The organism is Hymenobacter sp. (assembly GCF_036388155.1).
Classification (GTDB): domain Bacteria; phylum Bacteroidota; class Bacteroidia; order Cytophagales; family Hymenobacteraceae; genus Hymenobacter.
In genome coordinates this window covers 1-20,950 of record NZ_DASVSI010000154.1, presented here as the reverse complement: position 1 = coordinate 20,950, position 20,950 = coordinate 1, and the positions used below count along the sequence as shown (strand labels likewise).

17 protein-coding genes are annotated in these 20,950 nt (G+C 60.5%); 7 read left to right on the top strand and 10 right to left on the bottom strand.

Going from position 1 to position 20,950, the window contains the following annotated elements:
• Both VF629_RS22265 and VF629_RS22260 read right to left on the bottom strand, forming a co-directional pair.
• Window positions 1-264: hypothetical protein (locus VF629_RS22265; protein ID WP_331060710.1), on the bottom strand; the 264-nt coding region annotated here is incomplete at its 3' end.
• Between the two features lie 207 nt (window positions 265-471).
• A complete protein-coding gene (locus VF629_RS22260; protein ID WP_331060709.1) occupies window positions 472-1,449 on the bottom strand; it encodes a hypothetical protein in 978 nt (325 codons plus the stop codon).
• Window positions 1,450-1,565: 116 nt separating this feature from the next.
• Here VF629_RS22260 and VF629_RS22255 point away from each other — a divergent pair, with 116 nt between their 5' ends.
• The 3 genes from VF629_RS22255 (at window position 1,566) to VF629_RS22245 (ending at window position 9,636) form a co-directional block, all read left to right on the top strand.
• Window positions 1,566-2,162 (top strand): DinB family protein, encoded by a 597-nt coding sequence (locus VF629_RS22255; RefSeq protein WP_331060708.1) that lies wholly within the window; start codon window positions 1,566-1,568, stop codon window positions 2,160-2,162.
• A gap of 333 nt (window positions 2,163-2,495) precedes the next feature.
• Window positions 2,496-8,840: an alpha-2-macroglobulin family protein gene (locus tag VF629_RS22250; protein WP_331060707.1), complete on the top strand. Its 6,345-nt coding sequence runs from the start codon at window positions 2,496-2,498 to the stop codon at window positions 8,838-8,840.
• A 133-nt stretch (window positions 8,841-8,973) separates the two neighbouring features.
• Entirely contained in the window at window positions 8,974-9,636 is a 663-nt protein-coding gene (locus VF629_RS22245; RefSeq protein WP_331060706.1) for a hypothetical protein, read from the top strand.
• A gap of 425 nt (window positions 9,637-10,061) precedes the next feature.
• Here VF629_RS22245 and VF629_RS22240 read toward each other — a convergent pair whose 3' ends face one another.
• The 6 genes from VF629_RS22240 to VF629_RS22215 form a co-directional block, all read right to left on the bottom strand.
• A complete protein-coding gene (locus VF629_RS22240) occupies window positions 10,062-11,627 on the bottom strand; it encodes a family 43 glycosylhydrolase (RefSeq protein WP_331060705.1) in 1,566 nt (521 codons plus the stop codon).
• A gap of 885 nt (window positions 11,628-12,512) precedes the next feature.
• The gene (locus VF629_RS22235; protein WP_331060704.1) at window positions 12,513-12,959 is read right to left on the bottom strand and encodes a DinB family protein; all 447 of its coding nucleotides are present in this window, start codon (window positions 12,957-12,959) and stop codon (window positions 12,513-12,515) included.
• Between the two features lie 123 nt (window positions 12,960-13,082).
• Window positions 13,083-14,396 (bottom strand): Ig-like domain-containing protein, encoded by a 1,314-nt coding sequence (locus VF629_RS22230; protein ID WP_331060703.1) that lies wholly within the window; start codon window positions 14,394-14,396, stop codon window positions 13,083-13,085.
• Between the two features lie 219 nt (window positions 14,397-14,615).
• Window positions 14,616-16,262 (bottom strand): sensor histidine kinase, encoded by a 1,647-nt coding sequence (locus VF629_RS22225; RefSeq protein WP_331060702.1) that lies wholly within the window; start codon window positions 16,260-16,262, stop codon window positions 14,616-14,618.
• Window positions 16,263-16,304: 42 nt separating this feature from the next.
• Window positions 16,305-16,754, bottom strand: coding sequence for a hypothetical protein (locus tag VF629_RS22220; protein WP_331060701.1), 450 nt, complete (start codon window positions 16,752-16,754; stop codon window positions 16,305-16,307).
• 21 nt (window positions 16,755-16,775) lie between these two features.
• On the bottom strand, window positions 16,776-17,783 hold the full coding sequence (locus VF629_RS22215; protein WP_331060700.1) for a hypothetical protein: 1,008 nt from the start codon (window positions 17,781-17,783) through the stop codon (window positions 16,776-16,778).
• 487 nt (window positions 17,784-18,270) lie between these two features.
• Between VF629_RS22215 and VF629_RS22210 the strand changes: the two genes are divergently transcribed.
• From VF629_RS22210 to VF629_RS22195, 4 genes are all read left to right on the top strand, one after another.
• The gene (locus VF629_RS22210; protein WP_331060699.1) at window positions 18,271-18,426 is read left to right on the top strand and encodes a hypothetical protein; all 156 of its coding nucleotides are present in this window, start codon (window positions 18,271-18,273) and stop codon (window positions 18,424-18,426) included.
• Window positions 18,427-18,555: 129 nt separating this feature from the next.
• The gene (locus VF629_RS22205) at window positions 18,556-18,795 is read left to right on the top strand and encodes a helix-turn-helix transcriptional regulator (protein ID WP_331060698.1); all 240 of its coding nucleotides are present in this window, start codon (window positions 18,556-18,558) and stop codon (window positions 18,793-18,795) included.
• The gene (locus VF629_RS22200) at window positions 18,779-19,117 is read left to right on the top strand and encodes a hypothetical protein (protein WP_331060697.1); all 339 of its coding nucleotides are present in this window, start codon (window positions 18,779-18,781) and stop codon (window positions 19,115-19,117) included. Before VF629_RS22205 ends, VF629_RS22200 begins: the two co-directional genes overlap by 17 nt.
• A gap of 57 nt (window positions 19,118-19,174) precedes the next feature.
• The gene (locus VF629_RS22195; RefSeq protein WP_331060696.1) at window positions 19,175-19,303 is read left to right on the top strand and encodes a hypothetical protein; all 129 of its coding nucleotides are present in this window, start codon (window positions 19,175-19,177) and stop codon (window positions 19,301-19,303) included.
• Between the two features lie 20 nt (window positions 19,304-19,323).
• Here the strand turns inward: VF629_RS22195 and VF629_RS22190 are convergent, their stop codons facing one another.
• Complete coding sequence (locus tag VF629_RS22190; protein WP_331060711.1) at window positions 19,324-20,238, bottom strand: DNA adenine methylase; 915 nt, start codon at window positions 20,236-20,238, stop codon at window positions 19,324-19,326.
• A 307-nt stretch (window positions 20,239-20,545) separates the two neighbouring features.
• Window positions 20,546-20,836 carry a hypothetical protein gene (locus tag VF629_RS22185; RefSeq protein ID WP_331060695.1) on the bottom strand — a complete coding sequence of 97 codons (291 nt, stop codon included), beginning with the start codon at window positions 20,834-20,836 and terminating at the stop codon, window positions 20,546-20,548.
• Window positions 20,837-20,950: the final 114 nt, after the last annotated feature.

Here is a 20,950-nt window from a genome sequence, read left to right as displayed (position 1 = left end):
GGTCTCGCGGCCCGTGATGGCCTGCTTGGCGTCGTCCAACGTGACGGCGATGTCGTAGTCGGCCCGCTGCTGCCAGTAGTCTTTGCCCGGCGCGCCGCTGGCTGTGCGGTAGGAGTTGGGCGTGGGCAGCAGGGTTTCGAGCTGGGCGAATTTATCGGTGCCCGAGTTGGTGGTCTGGGCTTGGGTGGCGGCTGGCAACAGCGCAACGCTCAGCAGCGCAACGAGGCACCAGGGAAATGAGGGAGAAAACAAGCGGATTTGCATACCGCGAATTTACTGCCTCAAATAAGAAAGACCAGGAGAAAGTGCCAAATAATCAGTTTAAAGAAACGGTCATGCAGCGCGCAGCGAAGCATCTTGCGTGCCACCAGTAATCCTTTTCGACGATTGGTTTACTACCACACGCGAGATGCTTCGCTGCGCTCTGCATGACGGGTAAACGCGCCGTTTATATGGCCACGTCTGCACGCGCTAGCGGTGCACCTTCACGTCAATGTCGTACTGGTAGCGCGGCGGGCCGCCCAGCGGAATGGCGAAGAAGGGCAGGGCCGTGTCGTACTGGTCGGTCACGTAAAACACCAGGTCATTGGGGGCGGGCTTGGTCGACGTCAGGCGGAAATCCAGGCTGAGGCCATGCTCCTTGGCGGCAATGGGCAGCACGCTGCTGGTCCACTCGCCGTCGCCGCTCACGGTGCCGGGGTGGCCGTTTTTGGCCACGCTGAACACCTGCAGGGTGGCCGCGTTGTCGACGTCGTAATTGCTTTGCTTGATGCTCACCACTTTGTCGTTCACGAAGGGGTAGAGGTGCACCGTGGTTTTGCTGGCCGTGGCCGGCACCCGAAAGCAGTACTCGTAGGTGAAGGCGTTGCCGCCTTCCACGGCCACGTTGGCGGTGGGGCTGGTGCTGAAGAAGTAGCGGTAGAGGTTGCCATCGTTGCCGCTCAGCCCGCGCGCCACCATCTTGAACACGCGGCCTTTGAACTCGTCCACGGCCTCGCCCTCCAGCGGGTTGAGGGGCCCAAATACGTACCACTTGCCGTCGTACTGCGGCTCGGCGCCGAAGGTCTGGCTCTTGAGCAGGCGGCCGGTGGGGGTGGGGTTGGTGGGGCGCGGGTCGCGGGCCTGTGGGCCGCTGAAAGTGCCCGGGCCGCCGAATAGGCTAAACGAGGTGGCGGTGTTGGCGGGGCCTTTCAGGTCGTCGTTTTTGCCACTGCAGCCCGGGTCCCACACCCGGATGTACACCGGGTCGCGCTGCTTCTCGGGAATGAGGAAGAAGAACGTCTGGCTGAAGTCGTCGTCGCCCCATTGTTTGTCCGACTGCGCGCCGAAAGTCACCAGAGTTTCCACCCGCTCGCCAGGGTTGGGCACGGCCTGGGCGCACGCGTCGCGCACCAGCGCAATCAACAAGACCAGGAGTGCACCACAATACCAAAATACGTGTTTAAGCATGCAGCCAAGATACCGAACCCGGACCAATTGACGAGGTTTGCCACCCGCGCTGAAGCAATTAGCCATTCGGAATCAGTTGCTAAATTGTATGTTTACGGCTTATAGCCCCCGCGCCCATGCCCGCTGACGTTCGCGCCACCACCGATTTTTTCGACCAATTGACCAACGACCTGCTGGTGCTGCGGGTGCAGGCTCAACAGCGTTTCCGGCCCCTGAGCGCCGAGGAGCTGAACCGTCGGCCCAGCCCCAGCCGCTGGAGCGCCGGGCAGTGCCTGGAGCACCTCAACATCGTGGGCGGCTACTACTTGCCCAGCATCGCGGCCCGCATTGCCAAGGCGCAGGCCCGCGGCTCCAAGCCCGCTTCCACGGCCAAGCACGGCTACATTGGCCGCCGCCTCATCGAGGCCATGCGCACCCCGGCCAGAGTGAAAACCTACACCACGCCGCAGCGCTACGCGCCCACCGGCACCCGCTTGCCCCGCACGGTCACGGAGGTATTTAGCCGCCAGCTCGACGAGCTGCTGCGCCTGGTGCTGCTGGCCCGGCAGGTGAACGCCAACGCCATTCGCATCCCCAACGCCGTGTTCCCGCTGCTGCTGCTGCGCCTCACCGACCAGCTCGAATTTCTGGTGGTGCACATTCAGCGGCACATCGCCCAGGCCGAGGCCGTGCTGGTGGGCAACGGCGTCAGCGCCAATGCGTCAGCGGCATAGGCGGAGCTTTGCACCGTATAAGAAACTACTTCAACCAAAAAGGCTGTCCCGATGCGTTGGGGCAGCCTTTTTGGTTGAAGTCGTCTAGAAAATCAGTGCAGCAGGGTGCCGCGGTATAGAGCCGCACATTGGCCTCTGCTTGTCCGCACGAAACCGTTGCACGAGGAGGCGCAAGTATGCGCCTTTGCTCTGCCTGCCTAAATTCTCAAACAAAAGCCAAAGAGAATTGAGCGCCGGTATGCAATAAAAGCTGAACGGGCATCTTTAAGGCCGTAACCCCCGCCCCAACTCCTGCCCATGCGCTTGTTCCTGTTTGCACTTCTACTCCTAACCATGGCTTTTGGCTCCGACAGCGCCGCCCCCGTGCCGCCCAACCCGTATGCGGCCCAGTGGAAAAAGATTGACGCCCTGCTAAATAAAAACCAGACCGCCACGGCCACGCCGCTGGTAGAAGCCATCTACCAGCAGGCCCGCAAGGCCCAGAACACGCCCGCCTACGTGCGGGCCCTGCTCTACAAAATTCGCCTGCTGCAAGCCAAGGAAGAGGACGAAACCGAAAAATCCATCGCCCTGCTGGAAGCGGAGCTGAAAACAGCCACTTTCCCGGCCCGGCCCATCCTGCACTCGTTGCTGGCCGAGCTGTACGTCAATTACTTGGATGACAACCGCTACCGGCTTTACCAGCGCACGGCCGACGACCAGCCCGCCGCCGACGGCGGCACCGGCCTCGCCACCTGGGACCTGGCCCGGCTGGGCGCCGCCATCGTGCGGCACTACCACCAGTCGGTGGAAGACGAGCCGCAGCGGCAACTAAAAACTACGTTAGCCGACCTGGGCGACCTGGCCGTGGGCGGAGACGCCGAAGGCCGCGCCCTGCGCCCCACGCTCTACGACCTGCTGGCCCAGCGCGCCATCGACGGCCTTAAAAACCAGGAGCTGTACGTGACCCGGCCCGAGCAGCAGTTTCAGCTCACCGACCCCAAGCTGTTCGGCACCGCCGCAGAGTTTGCGGCCCTGCGTCTGCAAGCCCCGGACGGCGACTCGCTGAACGGCCAGCTGCATGCCTTGCGCGTCTTGCAGCGACTTACGGCCTCACGCCAGCAATTGGCACCGGCCAACCTGGCCGCGCTGGCCGACGTGGACCTCACGCGCCTCGACTACCTGCGCAGCCTCACCCAAAACACCGACCTTGCCGCCGAGTACGAGCCCGCCTTGGTGCGCTTGGCCGAGACATATAAGGCGCTGCCCATCAGCACCGAGTTTCTGGTCCGGCGGGCCGAAGCCAAGCGCGAAACCGACGCCGTGGCCGCCGTTCGCCTGGCCCGGGAAGCCGAAGCCCGCTTTCCAAAGTCGCGCGGCGCGGCGCGGGCCCGACAGCTGCGTGAGGAAATCGAGCAGGCTGAAGTGGCGTTTACCTCCGCCGACATCGTGCTGCCAAAGCAGCCCTGGCGCCTGGACGTGACGGCGCGCAACGTGACCGAGCTACACGCCTGGGCCTACCGCATTTCACTGAAAGAGTGGGAAAAGTCGGGCGAGTACGACGAGAAAAACCGCACCGTGGCCCAGCGCTACGCCCGCGCCTTGCGAGCCAAGCCGGCCGCTACCTGGGCGGTGCCGGTGCCCGCGCACCCGCAGGATTACAAGCAGCAAAAATTCGCCGTCGCGGGCACGGCACTGCCCGTCGGGTACTACCTGGTCATCGTCAGCAATCAGGCTACGAAACCCACGGAGCAGCGGCCGGGCGTGGCGACGAGCTACGGCTTTCTGGGAGCCAGTGAGTTGAGCGCTAGCTGGCGTAAAAATCCGGATAATGCCATAACTAACCTTCTGGTGCTTCATAGAAAGAGTGGCCAGCCCATGACCGGAGTGAAAGCGCAGGGCTGGTATAGCCGGTATGTGAGTAAAAAGACTAGTACAGAATCTAGTACAGAATATCGTTCAGGCGTTGCACTGGTTTCGAACCCAGAAGGCAAACTGGACTTACCACCGGAAGCAGGACCGCCGACCTCTAATAGAGAAATATTGGAAGGGGCGCAATTGGTGCAGGGGAAAGACACGCTCTGGGTAAGCATTTCCAATCCCTATCTTGCCCCTATGCGGCACCGTGTGGCTCCGCCCACGCGTCGTACATTCCTTTTCACTGACCGGGCCATTTACCGGCCAGGGCAAACGCTGTATTTCAAAGGAATCTTGACGGAAATTTCTGATAAAAGCTCACGTTTGCTTTCCGGGCAGTCAATCAGCGTCAGAATTCTTAACGATTACAATGGCGAAGAAGTCAAGACCTTCGAGTTTACCACTTCTGAGTTTGGTTCTTTTAACGGCTCGTGCATTTTGCCCACGGGTTTACTCAACGGTTCGTTTCAGTTACGGACGGACAACGATGTGTTGACCTTCGCCATTGAGGACTACAAGCGGCCCACCTTCCTCGTCAGCATCGACTCGGTGCCCGGCCGGCCGCAGCTGGGCCAGCCGCTCACCATCAATGGCCGCGCCCGCGCCTACGCCGGGCAGGCCACCGACGGCGCCACCGTGCGCTACCGCGTGACGCGGCGGGCGCTGTGGCCGCTGTTCGGCTACGGCGGGCGCGGCATCTACCCGCCCGGCGGCGACCAGGGCACCCAGGAAATTGCTCACGGCACCACCACCACCGACGCCGAGGGCCGGTTCAGCCTCACCTTCACACCGCCGCTGGTGCCCAAGGCGCTGGGTGGGCGCAAGGGCTGGGAGCCGGGCTACTTGTTTGAGATAACCGCCGACGTAACCGACGCGGCCGGCGAAACCCGCACCGGCACGCGCAGCTTTCCCATCGGTCGCAACCCGCTCAGCCTGCGCCTCGCCGGGCCCGATGCGGCCGACAAAGCCAAGCTGCCCACCTACTCGCTGCTCAGCAGCAACGCCACCGGCGAGCCGCTGCCCGCCGCCGGCACCCTGCGCCTGCTGGCCCGCCGCTTCCGCCCCAACCCGCGCGGCGTGCCCGGCCCGGCCCCCGAAACGGAAGAAAACGAAGCCCGGCCGGAGTTGGTGCGCACGCTGGCCTTCGACACCAAAGCCAGCGCCGTGCTCGACCTGCAAGCCGCCCTGGCCGCCCTGCCCACCGGCCGCTACTGCCTCGAAGCCCTCGCGCCCGAAACCGACACCGCGCGGCTCGACTTCACGCTCTACGACTCGCAGGCGGCCACCGTGCCCTTCGCCACGCCCGACTGGTTTGTGGCGCTGGCCGACACCGTGGCCCCTGGCCAACCCGCAAGCCTCTTGCTGGGCAGCAGCGAAGCCGGCGCCCGCATCCTACTGGAGGTGGAGCGCGAAGGCAAGCTGCTGCGCTCGGAGTGGCTGACGCTGAAGGCCAACGAGCAGCGCCGCCTCAGCCTCGAAAGCGGCCCTGCCGGGTACGACCCAGCCACCGCCACAGGCCCGCTTCACATCCACACCACGCAGGTGCGCGACAACCGCCTCTACCGCCACGACGCCACCGTGCAGGTAACCGAGCCGCCGCAGCCGCTTCAGCTCTCCATTGCCACCTTCCGCGACAAGCTCCAGCCCGGCCAGCGCGAAACCTGGCGCGTCACCATCCGCCAGGCCAATGGCAAAGCCGCCGACGCCGAGCTACTGGCCACTCTCTACGACCAGAGCCTGGATATTTTCCGCCCGCACAGCTTCATGGGGCTGGAACTGGGCTCGGGGTATTATCCGGCGCGGTTCGGGTGGCAGGGGCGGTTTGGTACAAGCACCAGCAATGAGCTTTCGCAGGCAATAGTCAATATTAGCGTCTGGTCGAATGACGCTAGCTGGACTTCTTTCTATCCTGAGCTAAATGATTGGGCTATTATCACGGGGCGCAGAAGGCCGGCACGCATAGGGCATAGTGCAGCAGCCAGCTACAAACACGTAGGTCCCCAAGAGCTGGCCGAAATGAGAGTCGCAGCGCCTGCACCCATGTCTTCGGCGGCTAGAATGGTTCTATCTGACGAAGAGAAAGCTGCTGGGTACGCTGAAAAAGAACAGGCTGATACTGCTGTTGGTGAACAAGCCAAATCCGTCGCTCCCGACCTCTCCACCGTGCCCACCCGCTCCGATTTCCGGGAAACGGCCTTCTGGCAGCCGGCCCTGCACACCGACAAAAACGGCGACATCGTGCTGGAATTTCAGATGCCCGAAGCCGTGACGCGCTGGCAGCTGCTGGCCCTGGCCCACGACAAGGACTTGCGCACCGGCCAGCTGGCCCGGCAACTCGTCACGCAAAAAGAAATTCAGATTTCGCCCAACGCGCCGCGCTTCTTCCGGCAGGGCGACGCGTTCACCTTCACCGCCAAAGTCTCGAACCTGACCGATGCGGCCACCACCGGCACGGCCCAGCTGTTCCTGCTCGACGCCGCCACCGGCCAGGACCTCACCAGCCAGCTGGTAAAGGGCTCGGCCCAGCAAGCCGTGTCGGCCGCCGCGCACCAGAGCGCGGCGCTGGGTTGGGAAATTAGCTTGCCGGCCGACTTCGCGCCTGCCGCTGTGACCTACCGCGTGGTGGCGCAGGCGGGGAGCCCCCCCGAATCGGGCCAAAAAGGCTTGAAATCGAGCCGTCGAGGCTCCAAGTCGCGGGTCGATGGGTCGAAAGCAACCCATTTTGACTCGAAATCGGGGGTCAGACCCTCGATTTCGGCCCTCGATGGCTCGATTTCAAGCCAAAATGGGTCGATTTCGGAGGTCGAAGGGGCGAAATCGGGCCTCGGTGGCTCGAAATCGAGGGTCCGACCCTCGATTTCGGCTGCCAGTACCTTCTCCGACGGCGAGGAAAACACCCTGCCCGTGCTGCCCAACCGCCTGCTCATCACCGAGAGCCTGCCGCTGCCGTTGGCCGGGGCCGGCACCCGCACCTTCGAGCTGACCAAACTCACGAGCACCAGCAGCCCCACGCGCCGCAACTACTCGCTGACGCTGGAAATGACGGCCAACCCGGCGTGGTACGCCGTGCAGAGCCTGCCATACCTCATGGAGTACCCCTACGAGTGCTCGGAGCAGGTGTTCAGCCGCTTGTACGCTAACCTGCTGGCGGCCCAGATTCTCAAAGCCAACCCGCGCTTCAAAACCGTGCTGGCCGAGTGGACGCGCCAGGCCCAAAGCGGCACCGCGGCGCAGAAAGACGCGCTGGCTAGCAAACTGGCGCAAAACCAGGAGCTGAAAAACCTGCTACTCCAGGAAACGCCCTGGGTGCGCGACGCCCAGGGCGAAACGGAGCGCCTGGCCCGTCTCACGGAGCTGTTTGACGAAGTGCGTCTGCGCGACGAAACCAACCGCGCCCTGCTCAAGCTCCAGAAAATGCAGCTGGCTAGCGGCGCCTTCCCCTGGTTCGAGCAAATGCCCGAGGACCGCTACATCACCCAGCTCATCGTGGCCGGCTTTGGCAGGTTGAAGAAGCTGGGCGCCTTCGACGCCAGTACCGACCCCGTGGCCCGCCAACTCCTGACCGACGCCGTGCGCTACCTCGATGCGCGCCTGGCCCGCGACTACGCCGAACTGCGCCGCCAAAAAAACGTGAAGCTGACCGACGACCACCTCGACGACACGCAGATTCAAGCCCTGTACGCGCGCAGCTTCTGGCCGCAGCAAGCCCTGGCCACCGACGCCAAGCCCGCCGCCACTTATTACCGCCAGCAGGCCGCCAAGTTCTGGCCCAGCCAGACGCGCTACCTGCAAGCCCAGCTGGCGCTGGCGCTTTTCCGCGAAAGCAAGACGGCGTCTGCCGTTCAGAACATCATGCGCGGCCTCTCCGAAAACGCCCTGCACTCGCCCGAGCTGGGCATGTATTGGAAGGAGGTGCGCGGCGGCTACTACTGGCGCGAAGCCCCCACTGAAACCCAGGCCACGCTCATCGAAGCGTTCGATGAAATCAAGGCCGACCAGAAGTCCGTGGACGAGATGAAGCTCTGGCTGCTCAAGCAAAAGCAGACCCAGCACTGGGAAAGCACCCGCGCCACCGCCGATGCCTGCTACGCCTTGCTCCTCCGCGGCTCCGACTGGCTGGCCCCGACGCAACCCCTGCAAATCACAGTGGGCGGGCAGGCGGTGAAGCCCGCCGCCACACAGGCCGGCACGGGCTACTTCAAAACCAGCTGGCCCGCCGCTGAGGTGCAGCCAGCTCAAGGCAAAGTCACCCTCACCAAGCCCGACGCGGGCGTAGCGTGGGGCGCCCTCTACTGGCAGTACTTCGAAGACTACGACAAGGTGACGCCTGCCGCCACGCCGCTCAGCCTGGAGCGCCAGCTCTACCGCGAGACCCGCACGGCCGGCGGCCCAGTGCTGGGAAAGCTGACCGCCGCCACGCCGCTGCGGGTGGGCGACGCCCTGGTGGTGCGCCTCGTGCTGCGCACCGACCGCGTGCTCGAATACGTGCACCTGAAGGACCAGCGAGCCGCCGGCCTAGAACCCATCGCCCAGACCAGCGGCTACCGCTACCAGAATGGGTTGGGCTATTATGAGTCGCCGCGCGACGCCGCCACGAACTTCTTTTTGAGTGCCGTGCCGCGCGGCACGCACGTGTTCGAATACCGGCTGCGGGCGGCGCAGGCCGGCGACTTTTCTGGGGGGCTCAGCCAAGTGCAATGCCTGTACGCGCCTGAGTTTGGGGCGCACTCGGCGGGCTTGCGCCTGCGGGTGGCCGCGCAGGGCGGTGGAGGGGCGAAATAGGCCCTTCAACCGCCTAAAGGCCCTTCTCAGCGTTTAAAACCCCTTTTGCCTTGCATTTATCCATGGTGGGCTTTAGCTTTGTCTTCTGTCGATTTTATCTTATTCGTTTATGAAGCATCTCTTTGTTCTCCTTTTGCTGCTGCTCACATGGAGCGGCGCCCAAGCCCAAAACGAAAAATCAGTACCCGTTACGAAGCTTCCGGGCGAGGAAAACCTGAGTTTGCGCGAGCGTGCCGAGCGGGATTTTTTGATGCCGGTACGTCGCAAAAAAATCGCGGTTGAAGCTCCCAAAGCCACCGCCGACGAGGCCACCGCCGCCCCCGAATCGGACGTAACCGCCCACTACGCCGAAGCCGAAGAAGCCGCCGCTCCGGCCCACACCACCCGCAGCTACGAAGCCCGCAACACCGCCGCCCTGGCTGCCCGCCGGGCCGCCTCCCGCCGCGAAGAAGCCCGCGCCGAGGCCCGGGCCGAAGCCCGCCGCGCCGCGACCCGTCACTCCTCGCGCAGCAGCAAATCAAAGTCGCACAAGTCGGGTAGCCACAGCAGCAAAAGCAAATCGAGCAAGTCGAAATCCAAGAGCAAGTCGGCCGCTCATTCCAAGTCCAGTAAAAGCAAGAGCGCCAGCAAGGGCAAGAGCAGCAAAGCCAAAAGCTCCAAACACAGCAGCAGCAAGAAGAGCACTGCCAAGAAAAGCAGCTCGAAAAAAAGCAGCTCCGCCAAAGCGCACAAGTCAACCAAGAAAAGCACTCCTTCGAAATCGAAGTCTAAGAGCAAAAGCAAGCGCCGCCGTTAAGGCAGCGGTTGACCAAATTAGAAGTCATGCAACGCCCGGCACTCCAGTGTCGGGCGTTGTTTTTTGGCTTAGTTGGTGGCTCAACTTAGTGCAAAGACGTAAGTCTTTGTGTCTCTTTGGGGCTGGACTTACAACAAGCGCCCGGCTGCTCCCGGCTGCTGTTTCGGAGTTGTACTCCGAAAGCTGGCCTGCTGTGGAGTTATATTCCCAATCAGCAGACGGTGCTGCGCTGATGTTGGGGCTGCAAGCCCGCAGCAGGTGGCTTTCGGAGTACAACTCCGAAAAGAGCAAGGGTAACACGCGAACGTACCCAAACGGCGCAGATGCCGAGACTCCAACTATTGCGTCTCTACACCGTCGTAGCGGCCCACCAAAAAGCCAGGCCCCTCAATAAGCGGCCTGGCTTTTTGGTATCTGACTACTGACTACCGCTGGTTGCGGATGATGAGGTTGTTGAACGTGGCGGTATTGCTTTCGGCGCCTTGCGCGACCAGGGCCACGCGCACGCCCCGGTCCCAAGGTGGGAGGTAGGTGCCGTTGAGGGTGAAGCCTTCGGTGGGGAGAGGCTGCCAGGTGGCGCCGTCGGTGCTGTAAGCGAAGCGGTAGCGCTGGCCGCCCCACACTTCAAGGCGCAGGGTGAGGTTGTCGCAGGGCTCGATGAAAACTTGGGCGAGGCACTGCTGCTTGCCACTCTTCACGTGCCAGATTTGCACCTGGCCGTTGCCGGCCATCAGGGCGAGGGCGTTGTAGGGGTCGCCCACGGCGGCCAGGCCGGCGAAGGTGTCGACGGGCAGGTTGGCGAAGTCGAGGGTGGTGGCGGCTTTGTACGTGGCCACGTGGGTGCGGCGAGCCACCAGGTTGCCGAGGCGCGAAGAGCAGGCCTGCAAGTGCAGCTGGCCGTCACGCACGGCGGTCTTGGGCTTGGGCGCCGTGATGGGCCACTGCCATTCCAGGCCGAGCTTTTCTCCCTCGAACTCTTCGGCCACGTTGAGGCGGGCGATGTCGGTGAGCGGGGCGGCCTGGGGGCTGCGGTTCACAAACTCGGGCCAGTCCTGCTCGTTCCACGTGAACTCGCTGAGCAGGCCCTGGCGGCCCACAAACTCGTGGCTGCTGGCCAAATAGGCGTGGTGCAGCAGGAACCAGCGGCCGTCCATTTCGGTCACGGTGCCGTGGCCGGGGCACTTCCACACGTCGTTGCGGTCGAGGATGGGGTTTTGTTCGTGCTTCTCCCACGGGCCGAGCAGGCTGCGCGAGCGGGCCACGCCGGTGGCGTAGTTGCAGCTTTTGCCGCAGCAGCTGTTGCCGGCAAAGAAGTGATAGAACCAGCCGTTGTGGCGCACCAGGGCCGAGCCTTCCACGAGGGGACCTTCCCACTTCGCGTCGTTGGCGAAGAGTTCGGTGGCTTCGCCCACGAGGGCGGTGCGGTCGTCGTTGAGGCGCTGGGCCCAAATGGGGGTGTCCTGGTGGCAGGAGTTGCCGTCCTCTTTCCAGATGAGGTAGAGGTCGCCGTTCTCGTCGGGCATGGCAAAGCCGTCGATGGAGCCGGCTTCTTGGCCCACCAGCGGGCCGTGGTCGCGGTAGGGGCCGGCCGGGTGGTCGGCGCTGGCCACGGCCACGCACAGCATGCCGCCCTTTTTGCTGCGGGCGGTGTAGTACATATACGTGCGGCCGTTTTCGTAATGGAACTCGGGCGCCCAGAAGTTGGAGCTGGCCCAGTCGGGCTGCTTGTCGGGGAACACGTGGCCCACCAATTCCCAATCGAGGAGGTTCTTCGACGAGAAAATGGGGAAAATGGCGCCCCACTCGGCCGAGGTAGCGCTGGCCCAATAGGTGTCGCCGATTTTGGTGATGGTGGGGTCGGGGAAGTCGCCGGGCAGCACCACGTGGTCGTAGGTGGTGCGGGTAGAGGCAATCTCGGGTGAAAGGCTGGGGGCGATGGGGGCCAGAGGCGCCGCCATTTCTAGGTCGATGGACACGGTGGAAAGGTGCAAGGAGGATAGAAAAGAAAGCTGGCCGAGAGGCAACTGGCTTTCCATGTTAGAAAGGTAGGAGTTTAAACCAACTAGTGGAGCAAAACTGTAATTTTTTTTGGTGAACCTCTTAAATGAATCGGTGAACGATTAGTTGCAGCCGATGAAAATTTTCAGAATAAATACGTAGGTTTTTCTTCGCTAATAGGCCTTGATTCAATTTAATCGATATAGATTGCAGGGTCGAAGACCGTTGCTGTACTTAAGCAGATTTGGGGCCAACCTGCGCTAGCGTACAGTATCCACTTGTGCCTTAATTTAACTTTGCCAAGAAGCAGAGTAAAATAAATTTTGGCTGAGGGGTACTTATTCAAGGGGGCCGAACGTTGCGATGGGGTTTCGTCCGACGGGCGGCCGTTTGGCGCAAGGCCAACGCTGATAAAATGCGTTTTTTGAAAAAAAAGGTGTTGCGACGCCGACGCATTGGATGGAAGCAACAAGCATTGGCTTTGACGAAGCCGTAACCGGTGCTCTTTCAATCAGGCGAGTCAGTTGCTGGCCTTGAAACCACTTGCTTCTTTGCTGTGCGGTTCGGCGCTTTGCTGCTGCGCGGCAATGGAGGCTCAGCCTCCACGACAGGGTTGGCCACGAGTTAGGGCTTCGCAGAAACCCGCGCCGGTTTGTGGGGAGCCATGGGACGCAGCCCTGCAACGCCTGCCGGAACAGGTGGTCCCGAAGCGAGGGCAGCGAAATCTTCGGATGCTTGAAAAGGAGCCATGCTCAGTGGCCCGGCCACGAAATTCCAGTGGAAATATGGCCGCGCAGGCGATGCGTGAGGTGGCGCACCGACTGCATTTCGCAATCGAACTGAGGAGGCGCTACCACTACCAGCAAATAGGCCTCGCATTACACGTCCAGTAGCCTGCGGTGGTAATTGATTTGTCCCAGATGGTAAGCCAGGTGGGTGGTTAGGTGCAGCAGGAAGTGAGCAGTTGAAGTTTTGCTTTCAAATACCAATACGGGGTATTCCTGATTCAACTGCTCATCATGCAGCTGGGCGAGCGCAGCGGCAACAACTACGCGCGTTGCTTCGACGCTTTCCACTAATTCAGCGCGAGGAACGTCTTTCTGTGAGAATTCCAGCTCCCGGTGTCGGACGTAGCCGCTGTTCCCCAATTCGGCTCCGATGTAGGTGTTTAGGTTACCAATGAGGTGCAGGCAGAGGTTGCCAGCCGAGTTGGCGACGCCTTTATCAACTCTCCAAATAGCTTCTTCGCTTCGGTAAGACTCAATTTCGAGTTTCAACTTATGCAGGTCGCGGTCGAAAAGGGTTTTGAGGGCGGCTACTAGCATGGCGGGCGTGAGGCGGAATACTATTTGAAGGCCTCAAATTACCTCCAAGGACGATGATGAGGTGGCTGAAAACTAAGAATCCTTTCCGCGTGCTGCTGAAGAAACGGCTGCAATTGTGGCCCGCTACTCCTTGGTGCGAAAGGTTACTTCGTAAGGCACCAAGGGGTGTCCGTCGAGGGACTTGAACCCGCTTTCGAGGGTGAGGCCGTACGTGCGGCCGGGCTTGAGGTCGACTTGGTAGGTATACGATTTGCGGTCGGCCGAAAAGCCGACGCGGCCCGTGACGGGAAACTGCTCTTTGCCGCCGGGGCCGTAGCCGGTGCCCGTGTACGGGCCCATGGCGGCGGAAAAGGTGAAGCGCAGCTCCTTCACGGAGGCATCGAGCAGGCCGCCGGGCAAGGGGGCGGGCGTCATGCTGACCACCACGGGGTTGTGGGCGGCGTAGGCGCGCAGCAGCTGGGCTTTGTCGAGGGGCTCGGGGTAGTAGCGGGTTTCGCGCAGGAAGGCTTCCACGGCGGCATCGTTGCCGTAGTCGAGTTCGATGAGGCGCTTGATGGCGGCTTGCTTGTTTTGGGCTTGCTGGTAGTAAGCTTTGCAGATGGCGTAGCCCATGTAATAGCCCAGGTCGGAGACGTGCTTGGGGTCGTCGGCTTTTTGGTTGTAGAACCAGTTCTGGAAGGCCGGGGAAAACATTTCGGCCTTAAATTTTTCTCTCAACCCGGGCTCGAGCGCGGGGCCGGACGTCATGTAGGGCAGGGCCGGGACCCGACCAGTTATCACCTCGGCTACCATGTCGCAGGTGCCTTCGTACAGGGCCAGGCTCAGGAGCGGGTCGCCGGGGAGCTTTTGCTGGGTGTGCACGTATTCGTGCACAACGGTTAGTTCCAGTTTTTTGGCGGCGTCGCCCTGATAGCTGCGCGTCAGGAGGGCTTTGAGGCGGGCGGGAAGTTCGGACACATCCACTCCCACTCCGCCCAGTGCCATCTCGGTGCCGATGAGCACGGCCCCGTCCTTGATGGTGCCGCCGGCGCGAAACAGCCCCATGGTGAAGTAGATGCTGGCCGGGCGCAGGGCCGGGTACTGCTGCTTTAGCTTCTTCAGGTAGGGCTCGATGCCGGCTGCCGCGGCTGGGGCGCGCCGCGAGAAGGGCCGGAGGGAGTTCCAGAACTTGGGGTAACGCCGGATGGCGCTCACGTATTCTGCGGCGGTGTAGCGGCGGACTTCCATCATGCTCTTCAGGCCCGGCGTGCCCTTGGCGATGTACAGCCGCTGGAGGTACTGGAGCTGCCGGAGGCTGTCCGGGGTGGTGCGGATGCTGTCATAGGCCACCCAAAAGTTGTCGATGTCGGAAAAGAAGACCTTCTGCGCCGGCTGCTGCGCGAAGGCGCGCGAAAAAATCAGAAAGGGCAGCAGAGGTAAAAGACGGCTTTTTCCCATAATGGTGAGTGCGGCAGAGAGGTGGAAATGGCCGCCGAAGGTAGGCCGGGACGGCCGGTGCAGGTGCGGAAGCAGGGCAGCTCAGGCCAAGGCGGTGCTCCCAAGGCCAGGCCTGCGGCACCTGGCCGACGGCCTCCGGAGCGTTTGGGTCGGGGGCTCGTTTCGGACCTGCGCCCGGGGAAGTGCTGCCGGATTGCCACTTTGGCAAAGCTTGAGGAATCAACTCATGGACACGGCGGCGGGCAAGTTGATGGTAAACGTGGTGCTCACGTCCGGACAAGTTTCCACGGTGATGTGGCCTCTGTGGGTCCGGACAATGTCCTGGCTGATGAACAGGCCCAGCCCGGTGCCTTTGGAAGTGGGCTTGGTGGTGAAAAAGGGAGAAAACAGCTGCTCCTTTTCAACGGCCGAGATGCCCGCGCCGTTATCACGAACGTGGATTTCTACGCCGGCCTTCTGAAAAACCGTGGCGACGGTGAGCCGGGGGTGAAAATCGGGGTCGCGTAAGGATTTTTCATGAACCGCGTACATCGCGTTGTTGAGCAGACTCAACAGGACGGTGCTCATTTCCGTGGGCACGATTCGGACGGCGATGTTGTCCGGGTTGCTCCCTTTAACCAGCTCCAGCGGCACGTTTCGATAGGCGTCGTCAAGCTCGTTTCGATAGGCTGCCAACTGCTCGTCAACAAACGCGTTGAGGTCGACTTCGACGAACTGGTTGGATTTGACTTGTAGCAGTTTGTCCATGCTGCGGACCACCCGAGCGAGGCTGGCGCCGTGCTCTTTGACTTTGCCGGTATTGGCCGCTATCATGGCGAGCAGCGGCACCAGCTCCGTTTGCATGTGCTCGTCGGCGGCGTAGGCATCCGAGGCCAGCAGCTCCTTGCATTCGGCCAAGAGTTCGGTCGATACATCGGCAAAATTGTTGACGTAGCTCAAGGGGTTAACCAGCCGGTCGACCAGCCCTTTGGTGAGCTGGCCAATGGAGGCCAGCTTCTCCTGCCGGATGAGCTGCTCCTGGGTGTCGCGCAGGTCGGCCAGCGTGCGTTTGAGGCCTGCCAACAAGTCGTCCGACTTCAACTGCTCGGCCACGAGCTCGCTGGTTCGGGCGTCGAGCGCCTGGCGCGTCGTCGACAGGTCGGTCACCATTTTGTTGAACGCCGCGCCCAGCTCCCCAATCTCGTCCCGCGAATTGCTCTGAACGCGTTGGGTGAGGTCGCCCCGGCCCACTTTGGTGGCGGCATCCCGCAGCTTCAGCACCGGCACGGAGATGCTTTTGGCCAGACCAAAACCAATCCCAATCCCGATGCTGAACACCAGGAAGCTGAAAAACAGCGAGGTGATGCGAATCTGCCGTTTGCTTTGCACGATTTCCCGGGTGGAAAACGCCAGCATGATTTCGCCGGTCATCGTGGGCGTGCTAAAACCGGTCCGTTTGACCACCGTGGAGTCGTTGGAAGCGGCGTCGACGTTTATCTTTTTACGTTCGGGGTAGGTCTTGAACACCATGCGGGTGATGCGGTAGCGGGTGCGGTCGGCGTTCCAGGCGGTGTCGGTCTGGAGCAAGCTCACGAATTGCAGGAGCGGGTCTTTCTTCACAAAGTCCATGGCGGTTTGCACCCCCTGGAAATTTTGTTCGGTCATGGCAATTTGCACCCCCAGCGCCACCGTGTTGGCGTGGTTTTGCACGTCTTTGTTGAAGTTGTTTAGCAAGCTGCGCTCCTGAATGACGGGCAGGTAGAAGAGGACGAAAAAGGAAAACAACAGCACGATGCTCGTCACCGCCAACCAGATTTTGGTTTTGACCGTGAGGCGCAACTGGCTGATGATGCGCAAGATGGACGAATGGCGTAAGCGGTTTACCATACTAGGCGGGCCCCGCAGGAGCAGGGAGAAAAGGGGCGGTTCTTATAAAAATTTCTTCCCGTCGATGGTGATGGTTTTGCTGCTCGGCGCGGGTTGGTTGACCACGCCGATGGCGCCGGTGGTTTGGGCCACAAAGTCGGCCAGCTCGGCTTCGGAATTGAAAAAGTTGGGCGCGTCGGCTTTGCCCTGAAACACGAGCGCCAGCCAGTATTTATTCAGCTCGTTGGCGCTCATGTTGTAAATTTTTTTGCTGGTGTTTTGGCCAATGGGCGTGGTGGTTTTCAGCAGGGCGATTACCACTTTGCTGCCGTCGGGCCAGCGCAGCTTTTCCCCTTTCAGGGTAGACCGCAGCTGCGCCAGGGGCATGGCGGGGGGCACGCCTTTGCCGTTGCCGATGACCACGAGGTTCAGGTCTTGGGCTTGGGCCTGGGCGTGCGCCGGCGCGTGGCCACACGCCAGCAGGAGGAGCCCGCCGAATGCAAATCGATACATCAAACTCATTCTCATATCGATTTAAAAGCCCACGGCAATCTGGAAAGTCACCCGGTCGGTAGCGGCCCGCTGCAGGTGGCTTTTGGCGCGTTGGTATTCGAGCTTGAGGACGGCCAGGTAATTGAGTTCGTAGCGCACCCCGCCAACGAAGGACTGGGTGTTGTTGGGCATGAAATACACCTCCTTGTTGGTGAACCGCACGTCGTCGACCCGGACGTAGGGGACGAGCTTGTCGGTGAGGCGCAGGCCGGCGTAGGCGTACGTGGCCACGGCGCGCTGCACCCCGAGGCTGTCGGAGTTGCTGTTGACCATGCTGCTTTCGACTAGCAGTTCAACCTTCTTTGAGAAAACCGAATCGGTGCAGAACAGGGAAGCCGTCACAATGTCCTGGCTCAGCCGGGCGTGGGCCACCGGCACCGCGCCGCCCCCGTGGCTGTGCGCGTTGCTGCCTTTCGACAGGTTGTCGTGGTAGAGCGACACGCCGAGCCGCAGCCCGTCGGTGGGCTTGACGTGCATGGCCAGCGTCACGGACTTGAAGGGGTTGTTGTCCACCACGTCGCCCGAGCCGATGCCGTTGCCCACCATGGCGTCGTAGCCGAAGCGGAGGGCGCCCAGGTTTTGGCCCTGCAGGCTCACGCCCGTGGTGTGGAGCGGAATGATGCCGAGGCCGAAGAGCAAGGGCCGGTCGATGGTGGGGAAGAACACCCGGCCGTGGTGGTAGGTGTCGTTCCAGTAGTTGACGGGCGTGTGGTGCTTGCCCAGCAGCACGCTGTGGTTGCCGGCGTAGTTGTATTTCAGGATGATGCGCTCGACGCTGATGTCGAAATCGGTGGGCGACTCCAGCGAGAACTTGAAAACGGTTTCCCCCAGAAAGGACAGGCGCTCGTTTATCACGGACGTGATGAACAAGTCCTGCTCGCCCAGGCCAAAGTTTACCCGGCCGTTCTGGTAGTAGGAAAGGACATCAACAAAGCCCCGGATTTGCGTGGATTGGGCCGCGGCGCGCGGGGCCGCACCTAGGAGCAACACGAGGAGCAGCGCAAGGAGTGGGTAGTGGTTTATTTTCATACATCGTCCTCCAGTTGCTAACGCGCCCCGGCGTGGGTAGGGCAAGGATATTTCGCTGTTTCGGCAGCAGCCTACCGCCACTCCCGGAAGCGCACCAGCAGAGAATTGGGCAGGTTCTTCTGCCACAGAAAGTGCCCGGTGAGTTGACTTAATACTATAATGATTTCAATCCAAGAAATCACTATATTCTAAATCTTTCAAATATAGTTCAAACTTGGGTTATCATAGTGCCAAAGGATAAAATAGGAAGTCGTGTGCTGACAGCACCTTGTAATAACCCACCAAGCTCTGCTGTATTGGCTGGCCTCCTTCTCGCCAACAGCACCCCAAACCGACTTCACCCCCAGGCCCGAAAGCCGCTGACCGAGGCCCTAGCTACTTTCCGCACCGCCCAGCCGGCCGTACGCAAAACCATCAGCGCATCCGCTCGGGCACGGTTTCGGACGGCTTGCTCGCCGACCTGATGGACGAGATGCGCACCTTCGACGAGGACGTGAATGCCTTCAAGCTGCTCGCTCGTCTGCGCTACGACGGCTGCCCGCAGGCCCGCAAGTTCATTAACTCCGGCGGCAGGGACGGCCAGGAGAAACCGACCGCAGCGTAAGTTTCGGTAGCTTTGGAAATCAAGCCGCCCGCTTTCGGTGGGGGAGCGGGCGGCTTTTTATTGGATAGGGTCTTTGGAATGCTACTTATTGTCGGTTGTTGTGCCGACAATAAGTAGCGTGTTTTGAGTGTGCGGAAACAAACACTAAAAGCATTCGGGCAAGAGGTGCGTTACTGGCGCACCGAGCAGCATCTTTCGCAGGAAGAACTTGCTAGCCGGTGTGGCTTTCACCGAACGTACATTGGCCAGATAGAACGCGGTGAGCGGAATCCATCGCTGCTCAATATTCTGGTTTTGTGCCGAACGTTGGGGGTTTCGTTGCCGGAATTTTTCACCCGCTACGAGTCAACTGTTGATACGTCCCTTTAATACTTCTGGCGGCGGCGCCAATACCAATCGCAACGGATTGGAATTTGAACGCAGTACGGAGTTGCGTGACGCTTTCCTGGAACATCCACGCTATGCGCTACACGGCGATACTGTGGTAGACCGCGCGACCACGTTACCAGTGGGCGTGTTGTTTGAAAAGAACAAGCTGTATAAGAACCTGCTGGCGGCTCGGGGCATCGATTACACGCAACTGGTGAGCAAACGCCTGTTGCCCGATGGAGCGGTTTTGGTGGGCGGCACGCTGTATATCATCGAGAAGAAATTTCAGGCCGGTTCGGGCTCCGTGGATGAAAAGCTGTAGACCTGCCATTTCAAGAAGCGGCAATACGAGAAACTGGTGGCACCGCTGGGCCTGCGCGTGGAATTCTATTACCTGCTGAACGACTGGTTTCGGGACCCTTCCTACCGGGATGTGCTGGAATACATTGAGGAAGTAGGCTGCCGTTATTTTTTCAAGGAAATTCCGCTGGAAGAACTAGGGTTATGAGTGGCTGCGAGCCAGCAGTATTAGGCCAATTGCGCTTCCAGCGCTGGCGCATAGTTGCTAATTAATAATTCGCTGATTTTGCCTCGGCCTTCTGCTTTGGAATTGATGTGCCGCTTAGCCTGAATTCGTCGGATGGTGAAACCGGCATACAAATCATCGAAATAAGAATCGGCGGCATCGGTGTTTTGAGGGTCCGAGTTACTCAAGAGCCACTGGCTTCCTCGTGCATTTAGCTCGTGGCAGAAGGCGGCCAACCGCTCCTGCGAGGAGGCATCGAAGGTTTCGGTAGCATAGGCGTTGAAAGCGGCAGTCTTGCTCAGTGGCTTGTAAGGCGGGTCGAGATAGAAGAAGCTGTTGGCGGGCGCGTGGTCCAGGACCTGCGCAAAATCGCCTTGCAGGATGGTGACGCGGGCCAGCAGTTGGCTATCGGCCAGAATGGTTTGCGGGTGGCAAATAGCTGGCTGGTCGTAGCGCCCAAACGGCACGTTGAACCCGCCTTTTCTATTGACGCGGTAGAGGCCATTGAAACAGGTCCGGTTGAGGAACATGAGCACGGCGGTGTTGCGCACTGCCTCCAGTGGCCGCGTGTTGAACTCAGCGCGTAGTTCCTCGAAGTAGGTGCGGCGGACTATTTCGGAAGACAGGCGGTAGTAAGACTCTTGGATAGCCGTTAGGGCTTTGATTAATTCCTGCGGGCGCTGCTGAACGACCTGATAGGCGGTTGCCAGGTCAGGGTTGATGTCGTTGATGAAGGCCTGCTTAATATTCGGGTAAGCTTGAAGCATCCAGAATAACACCGCACCACCACCAATGAAGGGCTCCACGTAGGTCAGCTCACGCGCATGGCGTAGGTTGTCCGGCAACGCGGCTTGAATGACGGGAATTAGTTGCCGCTTCCCCCCTGCCCACTTCAAGAATGGCTTTGCGCCCTGCATTTCCTCAAACAAGTCCATAGCTCAAAGGTACAAATTTGGAAGGATTTGACAGACAATAAGTATCTTTTAATTTCTTGAGACGCGACAAAAAGCTACTGTGCTCAACCGCCTGCTTTAAGACGGCTCACGCAGGCTCGCAAAATCATCAACTCCGGCGGCGGGGGCGGCAAGGAGAAACCGGCCGTCGCGTAAGTTTCGGGAGGAATGGAAAAGTGGCCGCCCGATTTCGGTTGGGAAGTGGGCGGCTTTTTTAAGTGTCCTTGCGATATCAAGGGCATCCTGACATGCCCAAGAAAAATTCTTTCTGTTAGGAAGTAAGCATGTTTATGCCTCCGGCAGATTCCACCTCCTGACGCAATTTTTTCTCGTATTCGAATGAACCACTATTCAGGTTTGCCTGCTCATGAAGCCCAATGGTTTCGACGCGTTGGCCATTGTCTATTAGCAGTGTGTAATAATCACCTGAGAGCAGTTTTTTCTGACTGCTAAAAGCGACCTTGCCATTTTCCGGCACTACGCCTTGCATTCGTTGATTAACTATCAGCTCATAATGCCGAGCAGAGGTTCGCGGTGTAAGCTTCCCCTGAAAGTAGGCCAATTGAAAGTAGAGAAAGGCGTAATTTTCTCACCTTCAATTCACCCTTATGAAAAAGAGTCGATTCAGCGAAGCGCAAATCGTGGCCATTCTCCAACAGCAACAAAGTGGGCAAAC

What these genes read in the sequence shown, in the direction of transcription:
- VF629_RS22220 (WP_331060701.1), bottom strand. Translation starts at nt 16,754, where the DNA reads ATGTATCGATTTGCATTCGGCGGGCTCCTCCTGCTGGCGTGTGGCCAC.
- VF629_RS22260 (WP_331060709.1), bottom strand. Translation starts at nt 1,449, where the DNA reads ATGCTTAAACACGTATTTTGGTATTGTGGTGCACTCCTGGTCTTGTTG.
- VF629_RS22250 (WP_331060707.1), top strand. Translation starts at nt 2,496, where the DNA reads ATGGCTTTTGGCTCCGACAGCGCCGCCCCCGTGCCGCCCAACCCGTAT.
- VF629_RS22230 (WP_331060703.1), bottom strand. Translation starts at nt 14,396, where the DNA reads ATGGGAAAAAGCCGTCTTTTACCTCTGCTGCCCTTTCTGATTTTTTCG.
- VF629_RS22225 (WP_331060702.1), bottom strand. Translation starts at nt 16,262, where the DNA reads ATGGTAAACCGCTTACGCCATTCGTCCATCTTGCGCATCATCAGCCAG.
- VF629_RS22255 (WP_331060708.1), top strand. Translation starts at nt 1,566, where the DNA reads ATGCCCGCTGACGTTCGCGCCACCACCGATTTTTTCGACCAATTGACC.
- VF629_RS22235 (WP_331060704.1), bottom strand. Translation starts at nt 12,959, where the DNA reads ATGCTAGTAGCCGCCCTCAAAACCCTTTTCGACCGCGACCTGCATAAG.
- VF629_RS22190 (WP_331060711.1), bottom strand. Translation starts at nt 20,238, where the DNA reads ATGCAGGGCGCAAAGCCATTCTTGAAGTGGGCAGGGGGGAAGCGGCAA.